The following is a 21,226-nucleotide window of genomic DNA, read 5'->3' on the forward strand; positions in this document are numbered from 1 at the left end:
AGCACAGGGCATTCCGCTACCTGTACATTAGCGGTAAATGCCAACCCACGGGGCTTGGCCTACATAGCCATAACCACGATACATCCCTTCACTGTTGAACGGCAAAGCGATGTTTCCCGCTTTATCGACGGCGATCAGGCCGCCGCTGCCATCCAGAGGCAGCAGTTTTTCCATCACAACGCGCTCGCCAGCCTGCTCTAGTGTCAGCCCGGCATAATCCATTAACGCAGAGACATCATAGGCCGCTACGCAGCGGATAAACACTTCACCTGTGCCGGTACAAGAGACGGCGACGGTATTTTTGTTGGCGTAGCAGCCTGCGCCAACGATAGGGCTATCACCTACGCGTCCGGCCTGCTTGTTGGTCATGCCGCCGGTTGAGGTGGCGGCGGCGAGATTGCCTGCGCTGTCCAATGCCACGGCACCGACGGTGCCATATTTGCGTTCCGGATCAATCGGGTCACCTTGAGCCACATCGCGCCGACCATCGTGATCCAGCACAACACGACCTTCTCCCGCTTGTGCGTGATGTAGCTGTTCACGCCGGGCATCGGTTGAGAAGAAGTCGGGTTCGACCATCCCCAGTCCCTGCTTACGTGCGAACGCCGCGGTAAACATTACGTGCTGGCTCTGCTCCATGACGGCCCTTGCGGCCAATACCGGGTTGCGGATATGGCTGACGCAACTAATGGCACCAGCATCCCGTGTGCGGCCGTCCATGATGCTGGCATCGAGTTCATGGGTTTCATCGTGCGTAAAGACTGAACCGTGCCCGGCATTAAACAACGGACACTCTTCCAACAGCCGTACCGCTTCGGTGACGGCATCTAGCGCACTGCCGCTCTGGCTGAGAATCTGCTGGCTGCTGGCGACAATCGCTTTTAATGCTTCGCGGTAGGCTTGCTCTTTTTCTGCGCTCATGGCGGAGCGGGTTAATGCCCCCGCCCCTACGTGGATCACAATGACTGGCTTGACCATGCCATCTCTCTTTATTAGTTCTGTGTGGTAGCCAGATACGAAAAAGTGCTTAGCAAGCGAACGATATCTGTCATGGTGGGTGCGGTGTAGTGTACCATCACCGCATCACCGCGTTCCACCCCAGGGATCAGGCAAAACAGATCCGCCAGCACCGGTTTGGCGGTCATCAGTTCCAGATGATAGGGCGCAGCAATACGCGACGTTCTTTCACGGTGTGCGCGCTGCACGGCCTGCTGTGCCTGTGTGCGAATTAACTGCTGCGCCGCTGGTGGGCTGAGCGATTCCGCCGAAGTTTGTGAAATGGCGCGTTTGACGCAGGCGTAACCCGTTTGGGGATAATAGCGGGCTATCCACTGTTGCAGGATATTATCGCCGCTGACCAGCCACAGCTGGGTTCCCTTTTCGGCACCGGCGGCGGCATAGATATCGCTCTCACCCATCACTTCATCATTGATTTTCACCCTATAAAAGGCGCGGCCATTGATGGTGTGTGCCAGCACGCCGTGCTCTCCAGCAGCGCTGTGGTAGCCGATGAACATCAGGCCTGCTCCAGTCCGTCCACCATCGACAATACGCGCGGTTTGCCCTGAACCAGACGGGCGCGGGCATCAATGTTCTCTGCCCGCAGATTGGTCATGGCAGCGTGGCTGTCGGCCACCACCACTTCCGTTGCGCCACCGGCGAAAGCGCCGTCAATGGCGGCGTTCACTTCATGCTCCATCAGCCCGCGAGCCAGTTGATACTCGGCTTGTCCGGGGCTGCATTGCTCCGGTCGCATCACGCCGGCGATCCCTTCGATGTCGGCAGAAATAAACACTTTCATGGTTATGTCCTTACGCTAAAACGTGTTGTGCAAGACGGTCTAACACCTGTCGCAACGCCGGACGATGGTGGCCGCGAAAACCGGTCACCGCGTCGGCGCAGAGCAGGGCATCCAGTACGGCATGTTCCGTGGCATCGGCGGCGGCGCATAGCATCGATTCCAGTTTTGCTTCTTCTGGCGGCTGTGGCGTGGGTTGGGTGGAAAACGCGACGGCGATGTCGCCTGAGCCGTGGCCCCAATAGCTGCCCAGACGCCCCAGCCCGGCACCGGCTCGTTTGGCGATACGTCCAAGCTGGCGCGCATCTAGCGGTGCATCGGTTGCCATAATGATGATAATCGACCCCGCATCGCGTTGTGGTGCCAGCTCGGGCAGCAGCGGTTCAATAAAGGGGCCGATGTGCAGTCCGTCCAGTGTGAGCGATGCCAGCGTGCCAAAATTGGCCAGCACCAGCACACCCAGTGTGGCATTCAGTTCGGGAATCAGACGAGATGCGGTGCCGATACCTCCTTTCAGGCCGAAGCAGCTCATACCGCGCCCGGCACCGACGCTACCGCGTGCAAAGTGGGTGTCTGCTTTGCTCAGTGCGGCCTGCGCCATGGCTTCAGTCACCGCCAATGCCTGAATGTCGTTCAGCCAGCCGTCATTGCATTCCAGTGCCAGCGGGTTCACCGTGGGCATCGAGCGCCCGAGTTCAGGATTTTTGGCAATGGCGTTGCGCACCAGTGTGGTAAACAGTGTGCCGACAGCAAGCGTATTACTCAGCAGGATCGGGGTTTGCAGTTGCCCCAGCTCTTCCATCTGCACCAGCCCAACCGGTTTGGCAAAACCGTTCAGGACGGCGGCACCGCACGGCAGCGGCTGCGTAAACAGGTTGTCACCGGGTGGCACAATAGCGGTAACGCCGGTTTGTACTTCGCCCTGCGCCAGCGTTTCGTGCCCGACGCGCACGCCAGGCACATCGCACAGACTGTTGCCGGGACCTCTGGGCATGCGTGGCACGCCGACTTGCTGGTGGTCACGCCAGCGCTGCAATAGGGCGTGCAGGTGCGCCTGTTGAGAAGCCATCATAGGATTCTCATGCATTCTCCAGTTTCGGATCCAGCGTATCGCGTAAGGCGTCGCCTAACAAATTGAATGACAGCACGGTGAAGAAAATCGCCAGACCGGGGAAGACGCTGACGTGCCATTGACCGGCCATCATCATGCTACGGCTCATTGCGAGGATATTACCCCACTCAGGCACGTCTGGCTCTGGGCCAAGACCGATAAAGCTCAGGCTGGCCGCAGTGAGAATACTGGTGCCAATACGCATGGTGAAATAGACGATCACGTTCGGCAAGGTAGCAGGCAGAATATGGCGGATCAGCAAGATGCGATCCGGCGCGCCGGCGCTGCGCACCGCTTCCACGTAGGCGGCTTGTTTCAGGGTTAAGGCGGAGGCGCGCACAATACGTGCGAACACCGGCACGCTGAGCACCGCGACGGCGATAATCACGTTATTCAAGCCCGGGCCGAGAATGGCAACCACCGCGATAGCCAACAGCATACCGGGGAAGGCGAACAGCACATCGGCGCTGCGCATGATCAGCATATCAATCCAGCGGCCATAAAATCCTGCCAGCAGGCCCAGCACAATACCGACCACCATGCCGAGCGTGACGGAAAACAGGCCAATATATAAGGAGATACGCGAACCGTAGATAATACGGCTCATCACATCGCGTCCCAGATCGTCGGCGCCCATCCAATGGGTAGCGGAAGGCGGTGCGGACAGTGCCATCCAATCCGGGTCCATCGGATTAAAAGGGGCTAACCAAGGGGGAGAAGGCCGCGACCAGCACCAAGAGCAGAATAAATCCGCCGGACACCAGCGCCAGCTGGTTTTGGATAAAAGCCTGCCAAAAATCACGCATCGGTGAGCGAATGGCGTCGTTATCCTGCGCAGCGGCGGTCATCGTAGGCTCGGTAGAGTGGCTCATGATCGCTCCTAGCGTAAACGAATGGCTGGGTTAACCACGGCGTAGAGCAGGTCGACCAGCAGGTTGATAACAATAAATTCGAACACGAACAGCATGACCAGCGCCTGAATTACCGGCTGGTCCTGTGTCTTGATCGATTCAATCAGCAGCCAGCCCAGACCGGGCCAACTGAAGACGCTTTCCACCACAATCGACCCGCACAGCAGAAAACCAAATTGCAAGCCGAGCATAGTGATAATGGGGATCAGCGCATTGCGCATGATGTGTTTCCAGGTGATCAGCCGTTGGCGTAATCCTTTGGATCGCGCGGTGCGTACATAATCTTCCTGTGCTACTTCAAGGAAGGCGGGGCGGGTGAAGCGCGCCATTACGGCGGCCACGGAAGCTCCCAATGTCAGAGCGGGTAACACAATATCGCTCGGCTGGTAAACCGCTGACGGAAAAGACCCCAAACGGCATCGCCACAAACTGGATCAGCAGCAATCCGAGCCAGAAAGGCGGCATAGAGATACCGCCGACTGCGGCGCTCATCAGCGTCCAATCCTGCCACTTTCCGCGTTTTAATCCCGATACCACGCCAATCAACAGGCCGAGTATCACTGACCAGGCGAAGCCTGCCAGGGCCAGCCACATGGTGGGCATGAAGCTTTTGGCGATCACATCCATCACCGGTTGCTGCGTGCGATAGGTGATCCCCAGATCGCCGCGTAACAAGCCACCCAACCAACGAATATACTGCTGTGGCAACGGATCGTTGAGCCCTAACAGTTGGCGAGCGGCCTCCACGGCGGCAATCGGGGCATCCGGCCCGGCATAAATCAGTGCCGGATCGCCGGGTAACAGCTTGATAAAACCGAACACTAACAGGTAGACCACCAGTAGCGCTGGGATCATTTCCAGCAAACGTCGGACGATATAAGCAAACATGGCGTTCTCCCCGTGCGATTACTTAAATTCAGCCTGATCGAAGATCAACGAGCCATCTGCCAGCATGTAAACGCCAGAGAGATTTTTCGCTTTACCGACCAGATTGTCCGGCGTACCCAGGAACACGACGGGCGCATCACCCCAAATCACTTTCTGTGCTTCGGCGTAGGCAGCGGCGCGCTTGCCAAGATCGGCGGTAGCCAACCCAGCCATAATGGCTTTATCGGCGGCAGCACTGCTGTAGTAGGCCACGTTATAAGCCGCAGGCACCCAGGATTCGGTGGCATACAGCGGACGCAGCGCCCAGTCGGCATCACCGGTAGATGGCGACCAGCCGTTGTAGAACAGATCGAATTCCGCATCTTTCGGGTCTTTCACGCCGAACAGTTTGGCGTTACGCATCCCGGAATCCATCGGTGTCACGGTGATCTTGATGCCCACCTGTTCCAACTGCTGCTTGAAGAACTGTGCGCTACGGATGTAATCGGTACGGTTGGTGGTCCACAGCTTGAGGCTGATGCCATCCGGATAACCCGCTTCTTTCAACAGCGCTTTGGCTTTGGCCGGATCGTAGTTGTTGCTCGGCGTGGTTTGTGCCTGGAAGAACTGAACGCCCGGTGCCATTGCTGACGTTGCCGGTGTACCCATGCCCGCAAAACCGACTTTCAGCCACACATCGCGGTTGATGGCGTAGTTGAGTGCCTGGCGCACGCGGATGTCATTCATGGGCGGGCGCAGGTTATTCATCGCCAACCAGAATTGATAAATACCAGGGTCACGTTGGACGGCCAGCTTGCTGTCGCTTTGCACCGTGCTTAGCAGATCGGACGGCAGCGGATAAATCGCATCAACCTGACTGGATTTCAGGGCTGCCACGCGCGTGGAGTCTTCCGGCGTCGGGTAGAAGGTCACGCTATCCACTTTTGGCCAGCCTTTCTGCCAGTAGCTGTCATTCTTGACCAGCTTGACGTCTTTGCCCTGCTGCCATTCTGTGAATTTGAACGGACCGGTGCCGACCGGGTGGACGCGCAGTTGTGCTTCATTCGGGTATTTCTTCAGCGCTTCCGGGCTGTGCATCACGGCAGACGGGCGTGCCAGTGTGTTGACGAAAGCACCGAATGATTTGTTCAGTTCAATCTTCACCTGCGTCGGAGACAGCACGGTGGCGGTTTTTACCATATTGAACAGGCTATTACGTTTTAAACCTTTGCTCTGATCGGCCAGGCGATCCAGGTTGGCTTTGACCGCTTCGGCATTAAAGGGCGCGCCGTCTTGGAAAGTGATGCCTTCGCGTAGCGTGACCACGAACTCGGTAGCATCGTCATTGCTGGTGTATCCGGTTGCCAGACGCGGTACCAGTTTCATTTGATTATCAAACTGGAACAGGCGCTCAAAGATACCGCTCTGGATGGAGTAGCTCAGAGTATCTGAGGTGTCGTGCTGGTCAAGCCCGGTAATATCGGCATAGATAGAGATGCGCAGATCTTGTGCCTGAGCCGCAGCGGCCAGACAGAGTGAAAGCTCGATGGCCAGCGCGGAACGATGTCGTAGTGGCTTCATGTTGTGTCTCCCGGTTGTGAATGGGTTGTCTTTGTTCTTGTTTAAAACTGCTTTTTCATCAATGTGTTTTCATTAATGACTGTCATTGGCGACCCAGTGGTGCGGGCCGACTTGTCGATAGGTCATTTTGTTGACCTCTTCGCCCGCTTTGCGCAGTGGAGAAGGGATCTCGCTGTCATCAAACTGGCGCACGCTGCGTTGCTGATGGTCGGCAATTGGTACCGATGCCAGCAAACGTTGCGTATAGGGGTGCTGAGGGTTGTTGAACACCGCCTGACGCGGGCCGATTTCCACAATCTGGCCGAGATACATCACGGCAACGCGGTTGGCGATGCGCTCCACTACTGCCATATCGTGAGAAATGAAAATCCATGACACGCCGGTTTTTTGTTGCAGATCCATCATCAGGTTCACCACCTGAGCCTGGATCGAGACATCCAGTGCGGAGACGGCTTCGTCAGCAATAATCACCTGCGGTTGCAGCGCCATGGCACGGGCGATGGCGATACGTTGGCGCTGGCCTCCGGAAAACTTGTGCGGATAGCGGCGGGCGTGTTCAGGAGGCAACCCGACGCTTTTCAGCAGTTCCTGCACGCGGGGCGTTGCGTCCTCCAGCGATCGGACCAGCCCATGCAGCAGCAGCGGTTCGGCAATGGTGAGACCGACGGTTAAGCGCGGGTTCAATGACGCATACGGGTCTTGGAAAACCATTTGGATTTCGCGGCGCAATGGCAAAAAAGCGCGATCGTCCATCTGGGAGATTTCATTGCCCTGAAACAGAATGCTTTCTGATTCGCTTTGAATCAGGCGCAGCAGTGCGCGCCCGGTGGTGGATTTTCCGCAACCACTCTCCCCGACAATCGCCAGGGTTTCACCGGGCCACACGCAAAAATCAATCTGCTCGACAGCGTGTACGCGGTGCGTGACAGCGGAGAAAATGCCGCTGCGGATCGGGTAGTAGACGCGCAATCCACGGATATCCAGCAGCGGATCGGCGTCATAGAGCGCGGTTTTCTGTTCGCTATCGCTGGACTGTTGTTGTCCCAGCAGCGGAAAATGACGCGGCCAGGCGCTGTCGCGCATATCGCCCAGCTTTGGCACTGCGTCTAACAAGGCTTGAGTGTATGGGTGTTCCGGATGCGCGAAAATTTGCTCGACCGTACTTTGTTCCACCACTTCACCCCGGTACATCACCACCACGCGATCGGCGATTTCAGCCACTACGCCCATGTCATGGGTAATAAACAGCACGGCAGTATCACTTTGCTGCTGGAGATCGCGCAGGATGTGCAGAATGCGCGCTTGCACGGTGACATCCAGCGCTGTGGTGGGTTCATCAGCAATCAGCAACTATGGTTCACACACCAGCGCCTGCGCAATCATGACACGTTGGCGCATGCCACCGGAGAGCGAGGCTGGGTAGCTTTTCATCACGCGATCCACATCGGCGATGCGCACTTTACGCAGTAGCTCGCGCGCTTTTTTATCCGCCGTGGCGGCATCGCAAAGCTGGTGATCGCGCAGCGCTTCCGTTAGCTGATCACCCACCTTCAACACCGGATTGAGTGAGGTCATCGGTTCCTGAAAGATCATCGCCATATCGCGCCCACGCAGTTGACGGCGATCGTCCTCTTTCATATTCAGCAGATCGTGGCGTTGTCCGTGGCGGGAATGGAAATGGATGCTGCCGCGCTCAATGGCCGCCGAGTTGGCCAATAGGCCCATCGCGGTTAACGACGTAACGGATTTTCCCGAGCCGCTTTCACCCACAATGGCGACGATTTCCCCCTTGTTGACGGAAAACGAGACGCTTTTCAGGGCGATATGTTTGCCCGACCTGCCGCTGAAGCTGACGCTCAGGTCATCGATCTCCAGCACCGGCATGGCGGTTTGTGGGGTGCTGACGCCGGGTGCGGGGTGGCCTGTGCGAGTTGCGTCATGTGGACTCCGGTTAACAGTGTGGACTCTTGCTGTGTCATAGCCAGATACGTCCGTGGTGATAAGTCAGATAGGGTGAGCTGTCAGCGGCTAGCCAGAGTGGGCCATCCAGATCGACATAGTCGGAGGCGGCGGCGACCGGTAGTGCGGCTTCCATCGCCAGTGAAGAGCCAACCAGGCAACCGACCATCAGTTTTAGTCCGTGCAGTCGCGCCTCACGCACCATTGCCAGTGCTTCTGTCAATCCGCCACATTTATCCAACTTGATGTTGATCATCTCGTAACGGCGGCGGATACCTGGAATATCGCTAGCGTGGCGGCAGCTTTCATCGGCGCAAAGTGGAATATGGTGCGAAAAACGCAGTAACTCCTGATCCTTGCCTGCCGGTAACGGTTGCTCAATCAGCGCGATGTTATAGGGGAGCAGTGCGTGACACAGGCTGAGTAAATCGAGCCCAGCCCAGCTTTCCGTGGCATCGACCATCAGAGTGGCTCGTGGCGCGGCGTCGCGCATTGCGGCGATTTTCTCAACGATGTCGCTGCGATCCAGCTTGAGCTTTATCACCTGCGCGCCGCGTGATATCGCATCGCGGGTCGCCGCCACCGTGTTTTCCAATGACGCAATGCTCAGCGTTTCCGTGGTGATCAAAGAGGCGTGCGGTTGTATCCCCACCTGCTGCCATACGGTTTGTTTATGCAAGGCGGCATTTAAGCGCCACAGTGCGCAATCGAGTGCGTTACGTGCTGCACCAGGAGGGAGCAGCGTTTGGATTTCATCCCTTGACGCACCGCGCGTTACCGCACCACGTACGGCGTCAAGTTGGCGGCAAACACTGGCGGCAGACTCTTGATATTCAAACGCAGGCGTACATTCGCCTAAACCGATAAATCCCTATTCTTCAACGGTAATCCTGACTACGCTTACGGCATTGCGCAGTTCCTGCGCACGCTTGCACGGGCGTGCCAGAGAGAGTTTGACGGTCTCAACCTGCATCTGGCGCATCTCGTGTATCCCTCTGGTGAATGAATAATCAAAACTATTTCATGCAGGGGAATGACTGACGAATACTTGTTTATCGGGAGGGCATAACCTCAGGCTATACCCTGATGCAGACGCCAACACTCCCCTGCCGATATCGCGAAACGCGCGGCAGCTAAAGTAGGAATTGTTGTCCGAAGGCCGTATAATGCGCGCCAATCAACAGAGCATAACCCGGAGAATCTCATGCGTCCGTCAGGCCGAAGTGCACAACAGGTGCGTCCCATCACGCTAACGCGTGGCTATACCAAGCATGCGGAAGGTTCCGTGTTAGTGGCGTTCGGCGACACGAAAGTGCTGTGTAACGCGACGGTAGAAGAAGGCGTGCCGCGCTTCCTGAAAGGGCAGGGGAAAGGCTGGGTGACCGCTGAATACGGCATGCTGCCGCGTGCGACCCATAGCCGCAATGCGCGTGAAGCCGCCAAGGGAAAACAGGGCGGAAGAACGCTGGAAATCCAGCGCCTTATCGCGCGTTCTCTGCGCGCTGCAGTTGATCTGGAAAAGCTCGGTGAATACACCATCACGCTGGATTGCGATGTGTTGCAGGCTGATGGTGGCACGCGCACTGCTTCTATTACTGGCGCTTGTGTGGCACTGGCGGATGCGTTCAACCGCATGGTGGCAAAAGGCCAGCTCAAAGCCAGCCCGCTCAAGGGCATGGTAGCGGCGGTTTCCGTGGGGATCGTTGCCGGTGAAGCCGTGTGCGATCTTGAGTACGTGGAAGACTCTGCGGCGGAAACGGACATGAACGTGGTCATGACCGAAGATGGCCGCATGATTGAGGTGCAAGGTATCGCCGAAGGCGAGCCGTTCAGTCACGAAGAGTTGTTGGCGCTGCTCGCTCTGGCGCGTGGTGGCATTGATACTATCGTCGAGGCGCAGAAAGCGGCGTTGACGCAAGCGCCAGTCGCGGACTTCGAGTAAGCATGACTGACATAAACCGCCTGTCATTTCATCAGCCGTTGCCTGGCAGCGGCGTTATCCATTTTTGCAAAGCGACCTCGGCGTCGCTTTTTTTATGGCTGGTGTTCCAACCATAACCATACTCACCGTGATACGAGGAGATGCAGTAATGAAAGCCTATCAGCGCCAATTTATTGAATTCGCGCTTAGCAAGCAGGTATTAAAATTCGGCGAATTCACATTGAAATCCTGGCGTGTCAGTCCCTATTTCTTCAATGCCGGGCTGTTCAATACTGGGCGCGACCTGGCACTTTTGGGCCGTTTTTATGCTGAAGCGTTGGTGGATGCCAGTATTACCTTTGATGTGCTGTTCGGGCCCGCTTACAAAGGGATTCCGATCGTCACGACCACCGCGGTGGCGGTGGCTGAACACCACGAAACTGATGTGCCTTACTGCTTTAACCGTAAAGAAGCCAAAGATCACGGGGAAGGAGGCAATCTGGTCGGCAGCGCGCTGCAAGATCTGATCAGCTTTTTGGCAGAAAAACCAGAGATGGCCGTGCATCTGGATGCGGTGAAGGCCTATCGCGATCGGTATGGTATTACTGCGTAGTCACCTGTGCATAGGCGATGATGTTGCCTGAGAGATTTCTGGCCAGCCTGTTGCTGTGTGAACAGGCCTTGGTGCAGAGGCTCTTAGGAAAAAGCGGGGCGATGTTAATAGAGTTGGGCGGCAAGCAGTGGCCAACGTGTCTCAAAATCCTGTGTAGGCCGAAAGCGAAATTCTGAGCGAGCATAGCGTGACAGCATCCCTTCGCAGAAGGCGAGCAGTTGGCTGGCAAGCAGTGACTCGTCATGGGTAAGGGCTTTCCCCTCTCGCAGTTTGTGCTCGCGCAACACCTGCTTAAGCTGCAATTCAATGCGTTCAAACAGCTGGTTGATGCGTCCTTGCAGACGATCCTGTTCGAACATCAGCGCATGGCCGGTCAGGATGCGCGTCAGGCCGGGGTTGCGTTCAGCAAAACCCAACATGAGCAACAAAATCAACCGCACACGTTGGAATGTATCTTTCTCATCTTGCAGAATTAGATTGATACGTGTTGTCAGCGAATCCTCAATAAACTCGATAAGGCTGTCAAACATCCGTGTTTTGCTGGGAAAGTGCCGATAGAGTGCGGCTTCGGAAACCCCGACCATTGCGGCAAGCTTTGCGGTAGTGATGCGTTGGCTGCCATCGCTGGATTCCAGCATTTGCGCCAACGCTTGCAAGATTTCCTCGCGACGATTCCTTTTCGTATTCTCTTTCTCTGCCATGTCAGAAAAGACCCTTGATCAAAAAGAAGCTGACAACCATTTAGAATTATTTAGGGTAATGACCTGAATAAACACAACAAAGATACGCGATTGACCGCGTGTCCAAGGCGTAACGCAGGGTATACCTATTTTCGGATCAACGACGACCAGAATGGCCGAAACCGCCTTCTCCCCGCTCTGTTCCTACAAAATCATCGACAATGTTGAATTCAGCCTGAACAACGGGAACAAACACCATCTGTGCGAGGCGTTCACCGGGCTCGATAGTGAAGGCTTGCTGGCTACGGTTCCAAACGGAAACCATCAGTTGTCCCTGATAATCAGAGTCGATAAGCCCAACCAAATTACCTAATACCACACCGTGCTTATGCCCCAACCCTGAGCGGGGGAGAATAACAGCAGCCAGGCTGGGATCGGCGATATGGATAGCGATACCCGTTGGCACCAGTATCGTCTCCCCTGCGGCTAGCGAGCTCCATTCATCAGTACAAGCTCGAAGGTCAAGGCCGGCCGAGCCTGCGGTGGCATAGGTCGGTAACGGAAACAGTTGACCAATGCGTGCATCAAGAATTTTTACGTCGATTTTTTTCATCATAGCGGCGGACAATCTCATCGATTAAATGTTGGCCAAGGAGGCGCTTTTCGCACAGAGGTAAACGGGTGTCACCCTCCGGCCAAAACAGCTGCAACGCGTTGGTGTCACTGTTGAATCCCTGCCCTGAAAGGGAAACATCATTTGCGCAAATCAGATCTAGATTTTTACGCGTCAATTTTTGACGCGCGTATTCTTCCACATTCTGGGTTTCGGCAGCAAATCCAACGACGAATGGGCGAGACGCTGACATGGCTGCAACCCCTGCAATAATACCTGGGTTTTTAACCAGTGTGATACTGATTTCATCGCCCTGTTTTTTTATCTTGTCGCTGGCTATCTGTTTAGCCCGGTAATCAGCCACGGCGGCACAGCCGATGACAATCTGCTGTTGTGCCGCATGAGACATCACCGCCTGCTGCATGTCCAACGCGCTGGTCACGTCAATGCGCCAAACGCCTGCGGGTGTTGGTAATGACACGGGCCCGGCGACCAGCGTCACGTGAGCGCCACGCTCCGCCGCCGCTTGCGCGATGGCAAATCCCATCTTGCCCGAACTGTGATTGGTAATGAAACGTACAGGATCAAGCGCCTCAAGCGTGGGTCCCGCGGTGATCATAATGTTGAGATGTTGCAGATCGTTGACGCGCGTAAAATAGCCTTCGGTAAGCTCAACGATCGCCGACGGATCAATCATTCTACCAGGACCCACATCACCGCAGGCCTGACTGCCGCTGTCGTGGCCCCAAACCAGGCCACCGCGCCGTGCCAACGTGGCAAGATTATCCTGTGTTGGCGTCGCGCGATACATCTGCTGATTCATGGCGGGTGCAATAGCGACGGGGGCAGCCGTTGCAAGACAAAGCGTGGTAAGCAGGTCGTTAGCCATGCCAGCGGCTAAACGTGCGATCACATCCGCCGTTGCGGGCGCAAGAATAACCAGGTCAGTCCATTTTCCCAGCTCAATGTGCCCCATTGACGCTTTGGCGGCAGGATCGAGCAGATCGTCTGATACTGGGTATCCTGAAACCGCCTGAAGCGTGAGCGGTGTAATAAATGCCTTCGCGGCAGGAGTCATTACCACGCGGACTTTTGCGCCGCGATCGCGTAGACGCCTGACAATTTCTGGGCACTTGTAAGCGGCAATACCGCCGCTGATGCCGAGCACGATTTTTTTACCGGAGAGCCCGGGCTGATTTGAAAATCCCGTCATCATCTTTGTCCGATTAACGCCTAAGAGGAAACATTTTATCATAACCTTGCCGGATGAGCGGAATCTTGCTCGCGTTTGTCTATGCTCATGAGGCTTTGTTGCAGGTGTCTTGCGTGCAGTTATGCAGGGGCTCGCTTGCGTTCTCGCCTCGCTACCGTGAGCCTGCCATGATAGAGCAACGATGGAAAGGAGGCATAACGGTGTGGATTGACGATCAGGCTCCGCGTGAAAAGCTTATTATCTCGGGGGCAGAAGCGCTTACGGATGTGGAGCTGTTGGCTATCTTTCTGCGCACTGGGTTGCCGGGGGTTCACGTGATGGCATTGTCGGAGCAACTGCTGCATCATTTTGGTTCCCTTTACCATGTCATGATGGCCGAGCAACAAACATTTTGCGCCGTGAAAGGGATGGGGGTGGTTAAATTTGTGCAATTTCAGGCGGTAGCGGAGCTAGCGCGGCGGCTGTACGCCACGCGCTTTGTGAAGGAAAAAGCGATGCTGAATCCCGATCTGACCCTACAGTACCTGCAATCGGCGTTGGCACATCAGGCGCGAGAAATTTTTACCGTGCTGTTTCTTGATAATCAGCACCGCGTGATTCGACATAAAGAGATGTTTGCAGGTACGATTGCCAGCGTCGAGGTACACCCGAGAGAAATTGTGCGTGAAGCGTTAAAAGCCAATGCGGCTGCGCTCATTCTGGCGCATAATCACCCTTCCGGGGATGCAGAGTCGAGTAGCGCCGATCACATGATAACGACGCATATTATTCAGGCATGTGCATTGATGGACATTCGTGTCCTCGATCACCTGGTAATTGGGCGTGGTGAGTACGTATCATTTGCCGAGCGAGGCTGGATTTAGCATATTTTCCGCGATCCTTAGAGATCTTTCGCTGCTCGGGACTTGAGCACATCCGCGCTAGAGCGTATACTACGCCACCTTTAAGAATCTTGGGTGTGGCGTTAAGAGCCTATATCAGCAGGTTTACCCTTATGACAGTATCTTTACTTGACTTGTAAAGCTGCTGAGATAGGCTCTAAAGCCTGACGAGGCGGCCAACATCCTCTACGAAGTTCGGGCTGATTTGATTTTTGGAGAATAGACATGTCCCGAGTCTGCCAAGTTACTGGCAAGCGTCCGGTGACCGGTAATAACCGTTCCCACGCACTGAATGCGACCAAACGCCGTTTTCTGCCGAACCTGCATTCCCATAGTTTTTGGGTTGAAGGCGAAAAACGCTTTGTAACGCTGCGCGTATCTGCTAAAGGTATGCGTGTTATCGATAAGAAGGGTATTGAAGCGGTCCTGGCCGATCTGTGTACCCGTGGTGAAAAGTACTAAGGAACTGAATCATGGCTAAAGGTGTTCGCGAGAAGATCAAGCTGGTTTCTTCTGCCGGTACTGGTCATTACTACACGACGACGAAGAACAAGCGCACTAAGCCGGAAAAACTGGAACTGAAGAAATTCGATCCGGTTGTCCGTCAGTATGTGATCTATAAAGAAGCTAAAATCAAGTAACTTTAGTGGACTTATTAAAAACCTGGCCAAGGCCGGGTTTTTTTATGCTACGTTAGCCGCGGGAGTGTTCAGGAGGAGAAAATGCCGGAATTACCAGAGGTTGAAACGAGCCGCCGCGGGATATCACCCTATCTTGTCGGACACACCATACTGCACGTTGACGTGCGTAATCCCCGCTTGCGTTGGCCGGTGTCCAGCGAGATCCTTGCGTTGAGTGACCAGCCTATTTTGAGCATAGCGCGTCGGGCAAAATACCTGCTGTTTGCGCTACCCTGCGGCTGGATTATTGTGCATTTGGGCATGTCTGGCAGCTTGCGCATTCTGCCGGAATATCTCCCTCCTGATAAGCACGATCATGTGGATATGGTCATGGACAACGGTCATGTGCTGCGTTATACCGATCCCCGACGTTTTGGTGCCTGGCTGTGGACGACGGACCTTGAAACAAGCAGCGTACTTGCACACCTTGGCCCGGAACCTTTGAGTGAGGCATTCTCTCCCGACTATCTCTATCAGCGTTCGCGCGGTAAGTACGCGGCTATTAAGCAGTGGGTGATGGATAACAAGGTGGTGGTCGGCGTAGGAAACATTTATGCCAGCGAATCCCTGTTTATGGCGGGTATTCATCCCGATCGTGCAGCAGGCTCGCTGAGCGAATCAGAATCTGCTCGTTTCGTTCAGTCGATAAAGCAGGTGCTACAGCGCTCGATTGAGCAAGGCGGCACGACGTTAAGGGATTTCTTACAGTCAGATGGTAAACCGGGGTATTTTGCGCAGGAATTGCAGGTTTATGGTCGGGCGGGGGAGCTTTGCCGCGTATGCGGAACGCCGTTGTTAACGAAAAAACATGGGCAGCGTAGTACATTTTATTGTCGTTGCTGCCAGAAATGATGCTGGATAAATAACGCCAGACTGCCGTTTGAAGGGCGAATCTGGAAAAGCATCAACGAGATTACAAAACTGAGGATTTTATCGGTGAACCACGAGTACTCTACTGCCGCACGGCATACGCTTGATAAGCAGCATATAAAGTTAACCTACGTTACGCACTTTTACTGCAATCAGGACAATATGGATTCCGTATTTTCGTTGCTGCGGCTGTATGAGCAGCTGCCGGAAGATATCAGAACTGCAGTAGAGTTCGTTATTGTTGATGACGGTTCACCGATTAAGTACGACATTGGCACTTTCGACCTGAATATCACCTGGCTGCGTATTAATGAGGATATTCCATGGAATCAGGTTGGCGCGCGCAATTTAGGGGTGACTTATGCCAAGTCTGACAAAATTTTTATCACCGATCTTGACCACGAATTGCCGGAATCCTCATTCCGCTATTTGATCAATTGCCGTAACCCCGGCCGCAATTTTTATAAAATCTATCGGGAAAGCCGTGAAAACGGCGTCAAAAAACGCGGAAAAGTGTGTAACGTTGGCGACAGGTATTATGGTCATCCGAACACGTTCTTTATGTCGCGTGCGCGCTTTATGCGTTTCTTTGGCTATGACGAGGAGTTTGCTGGAAATTATGGTTCAGAAGATTTCCGCTTCGTTAAATACCAAAAATACCAAGGGTCGCGCCAACATTATTTGCCGAAGAGCATCCGCTGTTTTGAACGGGAAGTGGACCGGGAAGAGAGTTACCATACGTTACAGCGCGACCTTTCCGCCAATACGCCGATTGATAAGCGCAAGAAGCAAGAGTGCAGCTTGTTCGGTTATGAGTATGGGCAGAGCCGTATTTTCCTCAACTTTACCTGGGAAATTAAATACCGTAACAACATAATGCCAGCGACCTTGCCCCTGCTAAATACATGGTGGCGTCCACTGTGGTGGTTCCGTTATCTATGTGGTACATTGGCGCGTTAATCGTATCGCGACTTTCCGGCGGAGGAGGCCTATCTATCCGCCGGGTTATATCTTACTTACCCTGCGCCAGTTTTTGCTTAAGCGCTGAGCCAATCGCATCGGGAAGAAAGTGTGAGACATCTCCACCGTGTCGGGCGACCTCTTTGACCAAAGAAGAAGAGATAAATGACCATTCTTCCGATGGCATCAGGAACACGCTCTCCAGGGTTGGCATTAAGTGAGTATTCATTTTTTCCAACTGAAGCTCATATTCAAAGTCGGATACAGCCCGCAGCCCGCGAATTAACACATTCGCTTGCTGCTGTTGGGCGAAATGCACCATAAGATCGGAAAATCCCACCACCTCAACATTGGTTAAATGTTGCGTTGCCTGCCGTGCTAATGTGACACGCTCGTCCAAACTGAACATCGTATTTTTACTGGGACTGGCGGCAATGGCTAACACGAGATGATCGAACAGACGTGAAGCGCGGGTGAGCAGATCCAGATGCCCATTGGTTAAGGGATCGAAGGTACCTGGGTAGATTGCTTTGGTCGCCATGGGAATCCTTAACACCAGAGGGTCAGATAGATGAGTTTGCACGTGGTGGAAGATAGGGCTCCAGCAGTGTGAGCAAGCGCTGAAGCGCCCCCTGATTCTGGTGCAGCACTTCTACCGCGTGTCGCCCATAATAGAGCCGGTAATCTTCATCCGTCAGCAGGCTTTTCACTTCTTTGGCAATACTGTCAGCATCTTTAACGGTGATTAAACAGCCTGCTTCTGACAATTTAAGGCAAATATCTTTGAAGTTAAAGGTGTGCGGACCCATCAATACCGGGATGGCATGTGCAACAGGTTCCAAAGGATTATGTCCTCCCCATTCCACCAGGCTTCCACCGACAAAAGCGATGTCAGCGATGCCATACAGCATCATCAGTTCTCCCATGGTATCGCCAATCACCACTTGGGTATCAGTCGCCGGGACTTCGCCACTGCTGCGCAGGGTGTAACTAAAACCCAGGCTCTGGGTAAGTGCCTGAGTTGTCGGGAAACGCTCAGGGTGGCGAGGTACCAGAATCAACAGCAAATCGGGAAACCGGTTGAGTAATTCACGGTGCGCGGCCAAAATAATCGCTTCTTCGCCTTCATGAGTGCTGGTTGCAATCCACACAGGGCGTCGAGATGCCCATTGACGCCGTAGTGCTACGGCTCTCGCAGCTAATTCCGGTGTGACAGAAATATCAAATTTCAGACTGCCAGTGACTGCTAAGTGTGAGCGCTGTAAACCGAGATCGATAAAGCGCTCACCATCTTCTTGATTTTGAGCGGCGATCAAGGTGGTGCGGCGCAGAATGCTACGAGTTAGAGAGCCAATTTTTTTATAGCCTGCCGCTGAGCGTTCAGAAAGCCGTGCGTTGGCAATAACCAACGGAATATTACGGCGGTGAAGTTCAGTGATAAGGTTTGGCCACAGTTCGGTCTCCATGATGATCACCAGTTTTGGGTTCACCTGATCAAAGAAGTGCTTAAGGGCACAAGGAAGATCGTAGGGGAGATAAACGTGGTAGACATCATTGCCGAAGGCAGACCGTACTCGCTCTGAACCGGTCGGCGTCATGGTGGTTACTGTAATCGGCAAAGAAGGGTAACGGTGGCGAAGCGCTCTTACCAAGGGAATGGCTACCAATGTTTCGCCAACAGAGACCGAATGCAGCATGATACCGTTGAGTTTGACTTTCTCCGCACAGAATCCATAGCGTTCACTCCAGCGGCGACGGTAGGCAGGCGCTTTGCGTCCTCTTAGCCACAGACGGAGCCAGATTAATGGTTGAATGAGGTAAAGCAAGATGGTGTAAAGGGTTTGCAGCATCGGTATTGGCTATTTTAGAGTTATCGCTGAAAATATTTTAGCTTTTTTGTTAAGGAATGACTATGGCACTGGCTATTAATTTTTTTGTTTAAGTTCCTGACTCGCTAAAAAATTTTTTTCGAGTATAAGGAGTTCTTTTTCTCTATCTCTAATTTTTTTTGCTGGACAGCCAAAGTACATTCCCCATTCATTTAAATCTTTGGTGACGAGAGACTGTGCTCCGACGGATACTCCCTCTTCAAGCGTTATATTAGGAAGAACAACAGTGCCAGAGCCGATGATAACATGTTTCTCGAGGGTAACTGTACCTTTTATCACACCTGTGTACTCTTCACTTATTGTTGGATTAGTCAGTTTCTTTCCTGAGTAGTCATCAGACTTGCTGTAAATTTTGACACCTTGTGAAAGGCCACAAAAATCTTTGATGATTATTCCTGCGCCAGCAGAAAGAAACGTGTATCCACCAATGTGCACATACGAGCCTATATTTAAGAATCCGGTTCCTGATGCAACAATGGTTGTGAATCCATCAATTCGAACATTGTTGCCTAAGGAAATATTTTCTAACCCTATAATGTTACAGCTTTGAGCTACCTGAACATTCTTGCCCACATGTTTAAAACCAAATGAACGTAATTCGTCATCTGTGTAGTAACTAATGCTGAAGGGATTTTTCATTTTATAGCCCATGTGTTTTCTGAAGCAAGTAAGGGTTTAATCTACGGAGAAATACTCTTTCGACTCAATTATAAATTTTTTGACGTTAAGAATTGATTCATTTTCTTTTTCAAACACTAAATCTAATGCGGCTTTACGGTTTTTGGTCGCCTCTTCAATTTGCTCAAACCCATATGCAATACCTAATCGCATCTTAGGGTCAGATTGCCATTCTGTTAGTGATAAATTTTCATCAGGAACAACAATCGGAATACAGCCATTCATTATGGCAAACAACGAATATCCAGTATATAGGTCATAAGAGATAAAATACTTTACACGCTTAAATATTTCAGCTACTTCTTCATGTTTTTTTTCGTCGATAAGAATTGAATCAGATAGGTCATGGATTATCTTTCTTCCTTGGCCTTTTCTAATGCAATATGCTGTACCTTTTCGTTCTTTAGATGCGCCAATCTCATTATAAATATCATTCATCTGATGAAATACATGAAGTACTGTGTCAGATGTGTGGGAACCATATAGCTTAAAACCTCTGCCAAATGCACCGTATGAGAAATACAGTTCGCGAGAGAAATAATTTACGTTTCCTGTTTGATAACCAGGATGGTGTAAGAACCATCTGACTACATTTTTAGCTTTTAATGGGTTTCCTGATACTATTTCTGGATATACAATAATAGAATTTTCTAAATCGTCTTTTGTTAATTTATTAATTACAGGGGTTTGGAGTATTTTGTTTGTTTTATATTTGCTGCTCTTGTATTTTAGTTTTATTTTTGCTTTTATCTCAATAAAATGGTTTTTCCAAGATAAAGGATATTCTTCGACCATGGGATGTAAGTAAGCATTTTCTCCAAGTTGGTTGAGAATATGACATAATTTATGTAGAACGATAACCCCACCACTCCATTCAGTATATGCTGGAGCCATTATTATAAATCGCATTGTAGCCATGCCCTAGGTAAGAGTCGAATGTTGTTCTCTTACTTAATAAGAGATGTGGGAAAGCATATGGTTAATTAAATATATTACTTTGTTGAGGTCTGTTGTGGTGGTAAATATCTGAAATCAATCGATTTAACATTCCGTCAGCTGTGTATTCTTTTATCGATTCAATATCTACAGGTGCTAATGGTCTTTCTAAAAAACTTTGCAAGGAGTCAATGTCATTATAGCCTAATATGAAAAAACGGTCGCCAGTATAAAAATCATATTGCATTATTTTTATATTGTTGGTTATTATTTTTTTGTTAAAAGCAAGAGCCTCTATCGTTCGTAACGTTAAACCATCTTGTCCTGGGTGGTTTATTTCTATAACAACGTCAGACTCAATAACTTTCTGTATATTTTCTTTATAATCAAGAGATTGGTTTTTGCAAAAAAATGGGTGATCTATTGATTTGTTATATTTATCAAAAAGATAAAAATCAAGTTTGTAATTTAAACGTTTAAAATAAGGAAAAATGTCTTGGAGAGATTTTTCGCGATCAGGCCTGTATTCACCAATGAAAAAACATGATTTTTCCGATAATTTGTTTTTTATTGATGTTTTAAGTATGGTGTCAATATCTTGGGATGTAAATGGAAGGAACTGCTTTAAGTATATGAAGTTATATTTTTTACAGTCGGATGGGTCGAAACTATATACTTTATCAAAATGTGAATCTATTTCTTTAATAATATCTCCATCAGGTGGAAGCCATCTTTTGTTTTCTTTCATTCCTCTTTCTAAATGAATTATAGTATCTCGAATTACTAAGACTTTTTTACATGGGAGTGTTTTTATTATATCAAGAAAACCTAAAAAACTATATCCATTGCAAATTATTAAATCATCTTCTTTTATTTTTCTTAGTTTTAAAAAAACATGTATCTTAACGAATAACCAATTATTAATATTGGCTTTTTTAAGTCTAATGTTATTTCTTGTAAAGTGCTTCATGACATTTTTTATTTCTGTGACGCCATGCGGCCCTAAATTTTTTATCATGAGCTTTTCATAATTGGCATTCCATTCTAAAAAATATACATTCATGA

General features: G+C 51.6%; 18 protein-coding genes and 5 pseudogenes. 7 read left to right on the forward strand and 16 right to left on the reverse strand.

The window, feature by feature from the left end; translation table 11 throughout:
* Positions 1-27: 27 nt before the first annotated feature.
* From JZM30_RS21250 to JZM30_RS21285, 8 genes and pseudogenes are all read right to left on the reverse strand, one after another.
* The gene (locus JZM30_RS21250) at positions 28-978 is read right to left on the reverse strand and encodes an isoaspartyl peptidase/L-asparaginase family protein (RefSeq protein ID WP_252321219.1); all 951 of its coding nucleotides are present in this window, start codon (positions 976-978) and stop codon (positions 28-30) included.
* 14 nt (positions 979-992) lie between these two features.
* Positions 993-1,801: pseudogene (locus tag JZM30_RS21255) on the reverse strand (M55 family metallopeptidase).
* A 10-nt stretch (positions 1,802-1,811) separates the two neighbouring features.
* Positions 1,812-2,870: a DmpA family aminopeptidase gene (locus JZM30_RS21260; RefSeq protein WP_252321220.1), complete on the reverse strand. Its 1,059-nt coding sequence runs from the start codon at positions 2,868-2,870 to the stop codon at positions 1,812-1,814.
* Positions 2,871-2,877: 7 nt separating this feature from the next.
* Positions 2,878-3,781 (reverse strand): annotated as a pseudogene (locus JZM30_RS21265) (ABC transporter permease subunit).
* 8 nt (positions 3,782-3,789) lie between these two features.
* Positions 3,790-4,708, reverse strand: a pseudogene (locus JZM30_RS21270) (ABC transporter permease subunit).
* An 18-nt stretch (positions 4,709-4,726) separates the two neighbouring features.
* Complete coding sequence (locus JZM30_RS21275) at positions 4,727-6,268, reverse strand: glutathione ABC transporter substrate-binding protein (protein ID WP_252321221.1); 1,542 nt, start codon at positions 6,266-6,268, stop codon at positions 4,727-4,729.
* Positions 6,269-6,340: 72 nt separating this feature from the next.
* Positions 6,341-8,152: pseudogene (locus JZM30_RS21280) on the reverse strand (ABC transporter ATP-binding protein).
* A 91-nt stretch (positions 8,153-8,243) separates the two neighbouring features.
* Positions 8,244-9,209: pseudogene (locus JZM30_RS21285) on the reverse strand (dipeptide epimerase).
* A 222-nt stretch (positions 9,210-9,431) separates the two neighbouring features.
* Between JZM30_RS21285 and rph the strand changes: the two are divergent.
* Positions 9,432-10,169, forward strand: coding sequence for a ribonuclease PH (gene rph, locus JZM30_RS21290; protein ID WP_252321222.1), 738 nt, complete (start codon positions 9,432-9,434; stop codon positions 10,167-10,169).
* 148 nt (positions 10,170-10,317) lie between these two features.
* A complete protein-coding gene (gene pyrE / locus JZM30_RS21295) occupies positions 10,318-10,761 on the forward strand; it encodes an orotate phosphoribosyltransferase (RefSeq protein WP_252321223.1) in 444 nt (147 codons plus the stop codon).
* Between the two features lie 104 nt (positions 10,762-10,865).
* Here pyrE and slmA read toward each other — a convergent pair whose 3' ends face one another.
* From slmA to coaBC, 3 genes are all read right to left on the reverse strand, one after another.
* Complete coding sequence (gene slmA, locus JZM30_RS21300) at positions 10,866-11,462, reverse strand: nucleoid occlusion factor SlmA (protein WP_252321224.1); 597 nt, start codon at positions 11,460-11,462, stop codon at positions 10,866-10,868.
* Positions 11,463-11,598: 136 nt separating this feature from the next.
* Positions 11,599-12,057, reverse strand: a complete 459-nt coding sequence (dut, locus tag JZM30_RS21305) for a dUTP diphosphatase (protein ID WP_252321225.1) — start codon at positions 12,055-12,057, stop codon at positions 11,599-11,601.
* Complete coding sequence (gene coaBC / locus JZM30_RS21310; protein ID WP_252321226.1) at positions 12,026-13,270, reverse strand: bifunctional phosphopantothenoylcysteine decarboxylase/phosphopantothenate--cysteine ligase CoaBC; 1,245 nt, start codon at positions 13,268-13,270, stop codon at positions 12,026-12,028. The genes dut and coaBC overlap by 32 nt, the downstream gene beginning before the upstream one ends.
* 164 nt (positions 13,271-13,434) lie before the next feature.
* On the opposite strand from coaBC, the gene radC reads away from it, so the two are divergent.
* From radC to JZM30_RS21335, 5 genes are all read left to right on the forward strand, one after another.
* Entirely contained in the window at positions 13,435-14,130 is a 696-nt protein-coding gene (gene radC / locus JZM30_RS21315) for a RadC family protein (RefSeq protein ID WP_252321304.1), read from the forward strand.
* Between the two features lie 243 nt (positions 14,131-14,373).
* Positions 14,374-14,610, forward strand: a complete 237-nt coding sequence (rpmB, locus tag JZM30_RS21320) for a 50S ribosomal protein L28 (RefSeq protein ID WP_252321227.1) — start codon at positions 14,374-14,376, stop codon at positions 14,608-14,610.
* A gap of 11 nt (positions 14,611-14,621) precedes the next feature.
* A complete protein-coding gene (rpmG, locus tag JZM30_RS21325) occupies positions 14,622-14,789 on the forward strand; it encodes a 50S ribosomal protein L33 (protein ID WP_252321228.1) in 168 nt (55 codons plus the stop codon).
* 81 nt (positions 14,790-14,870) lie between these two features.
* Positions 14,871-15,680, forward strand: a complete 810-nt coding sequence (gene mutM, locus JZM30_RS21330) for a bifunctional DNA-formamidopyrimidine glycosylase/DNA-(apurinic or apyrimidinic site) lyase (RefSeq protein ID WP_252321229.1) — start codon at positions 14,871-14,873, stop codon at positions 15,678-15,680.
* Positions 15,681-15,860: 180 nt separating this feature from the next.
* Positions 15,861-16,658: a glycosyltransferase family A protein gene (locus JZM30_RS21335; protein ID WP_252321305.1), complete on the forward strand. Its 798-nt coding sequence runs from the start codon at positions 15,861-15,863 to the stop codon at positions 16,656-16,658.
* Positions 16,659-16,710: 52 nt separating this feature from the next.
* Here JZM30_RS21335 and coaD read toward each other — a convergent pair whose 3' ends face one another.
* From coaD to JZM30_RS21360, 5 genes are all read right to left on the reverse strand, one after another.
* Positions 16,711-17,199: a pantetheine-phosphate adenylyltransferase gene (gene coaD, locus JZM30_RS21340; protein ID WP_252321230.1), complete on the reverse strand. Its 489-nt coding sequence runs from the start codon at positions 17,197-17,199 to the stop codon at positions 16,711-16,713.
* A gap of 22 nt (positions 17,200-17,221) precedes the next feature.
* Positions 17,222-18,508 (reverse strand): lipid IV(A) 3-deoxy-D-manno-octulosonic acid transferase, encoded by a 1,287-nt coding sequence (gene waaA / locus JZM30_RS21345; RefSeq protein ID WP_252321231.1) that lies wholly within the window; start codon positions 18,506-18,508, stop codon positions 17,222-17,224.
* Between the two features lie 75 nt (positions 18,509-18,583).
* Positions 18,584-19,198: an acyltransferase gene (locus tag JZM30_RS21350; RefSeq protein ID WP_252321232.1), complete on the reverse strand. Its 615-nt coding sequence runs from the start codon at positions 19,196-19,198 to the stop codon at positions 18,584-18,586.
* 24 nt (positions 19,199-19,222) lie between these two features.
* Positions 19,223-20,119, reverse strand: a complete 897-nt coding sequence (locus JZM30_RS21355) for a hypothetical protein (RefSeq protein WP_252321233.1) — start codon at positions 20,117-20,119, stop codon at positions 19,223-19,225.
* A gap of 85 nt (positions 20,120-20,204) precedes the next feature.
* Positions 20,205-21,224, reverse strand: a complete 1,020-nt coding sequence (locus tag JZM30_RS21360; protein WP_252321234.1) for a WaaS/CpsH family glycosyltransferase — start codon at positions 21,222-21,224, stop codon at positions 20,205-20,207.
* Between the last annotated feature and the right edge of the window lie 2 nt (positions 21,225-21,226).

Source organism: Candidatus Symbiopectobacterium endolongispinus (assembly GCF_018777385.1).
GTDB lineage: Bacteria > Pseudomonadota > Gammaproteobacteria > Enterobacterales > Enterobacteriaceae > Symbiopectobacterium > Symbiopectobacterium endolongispinus.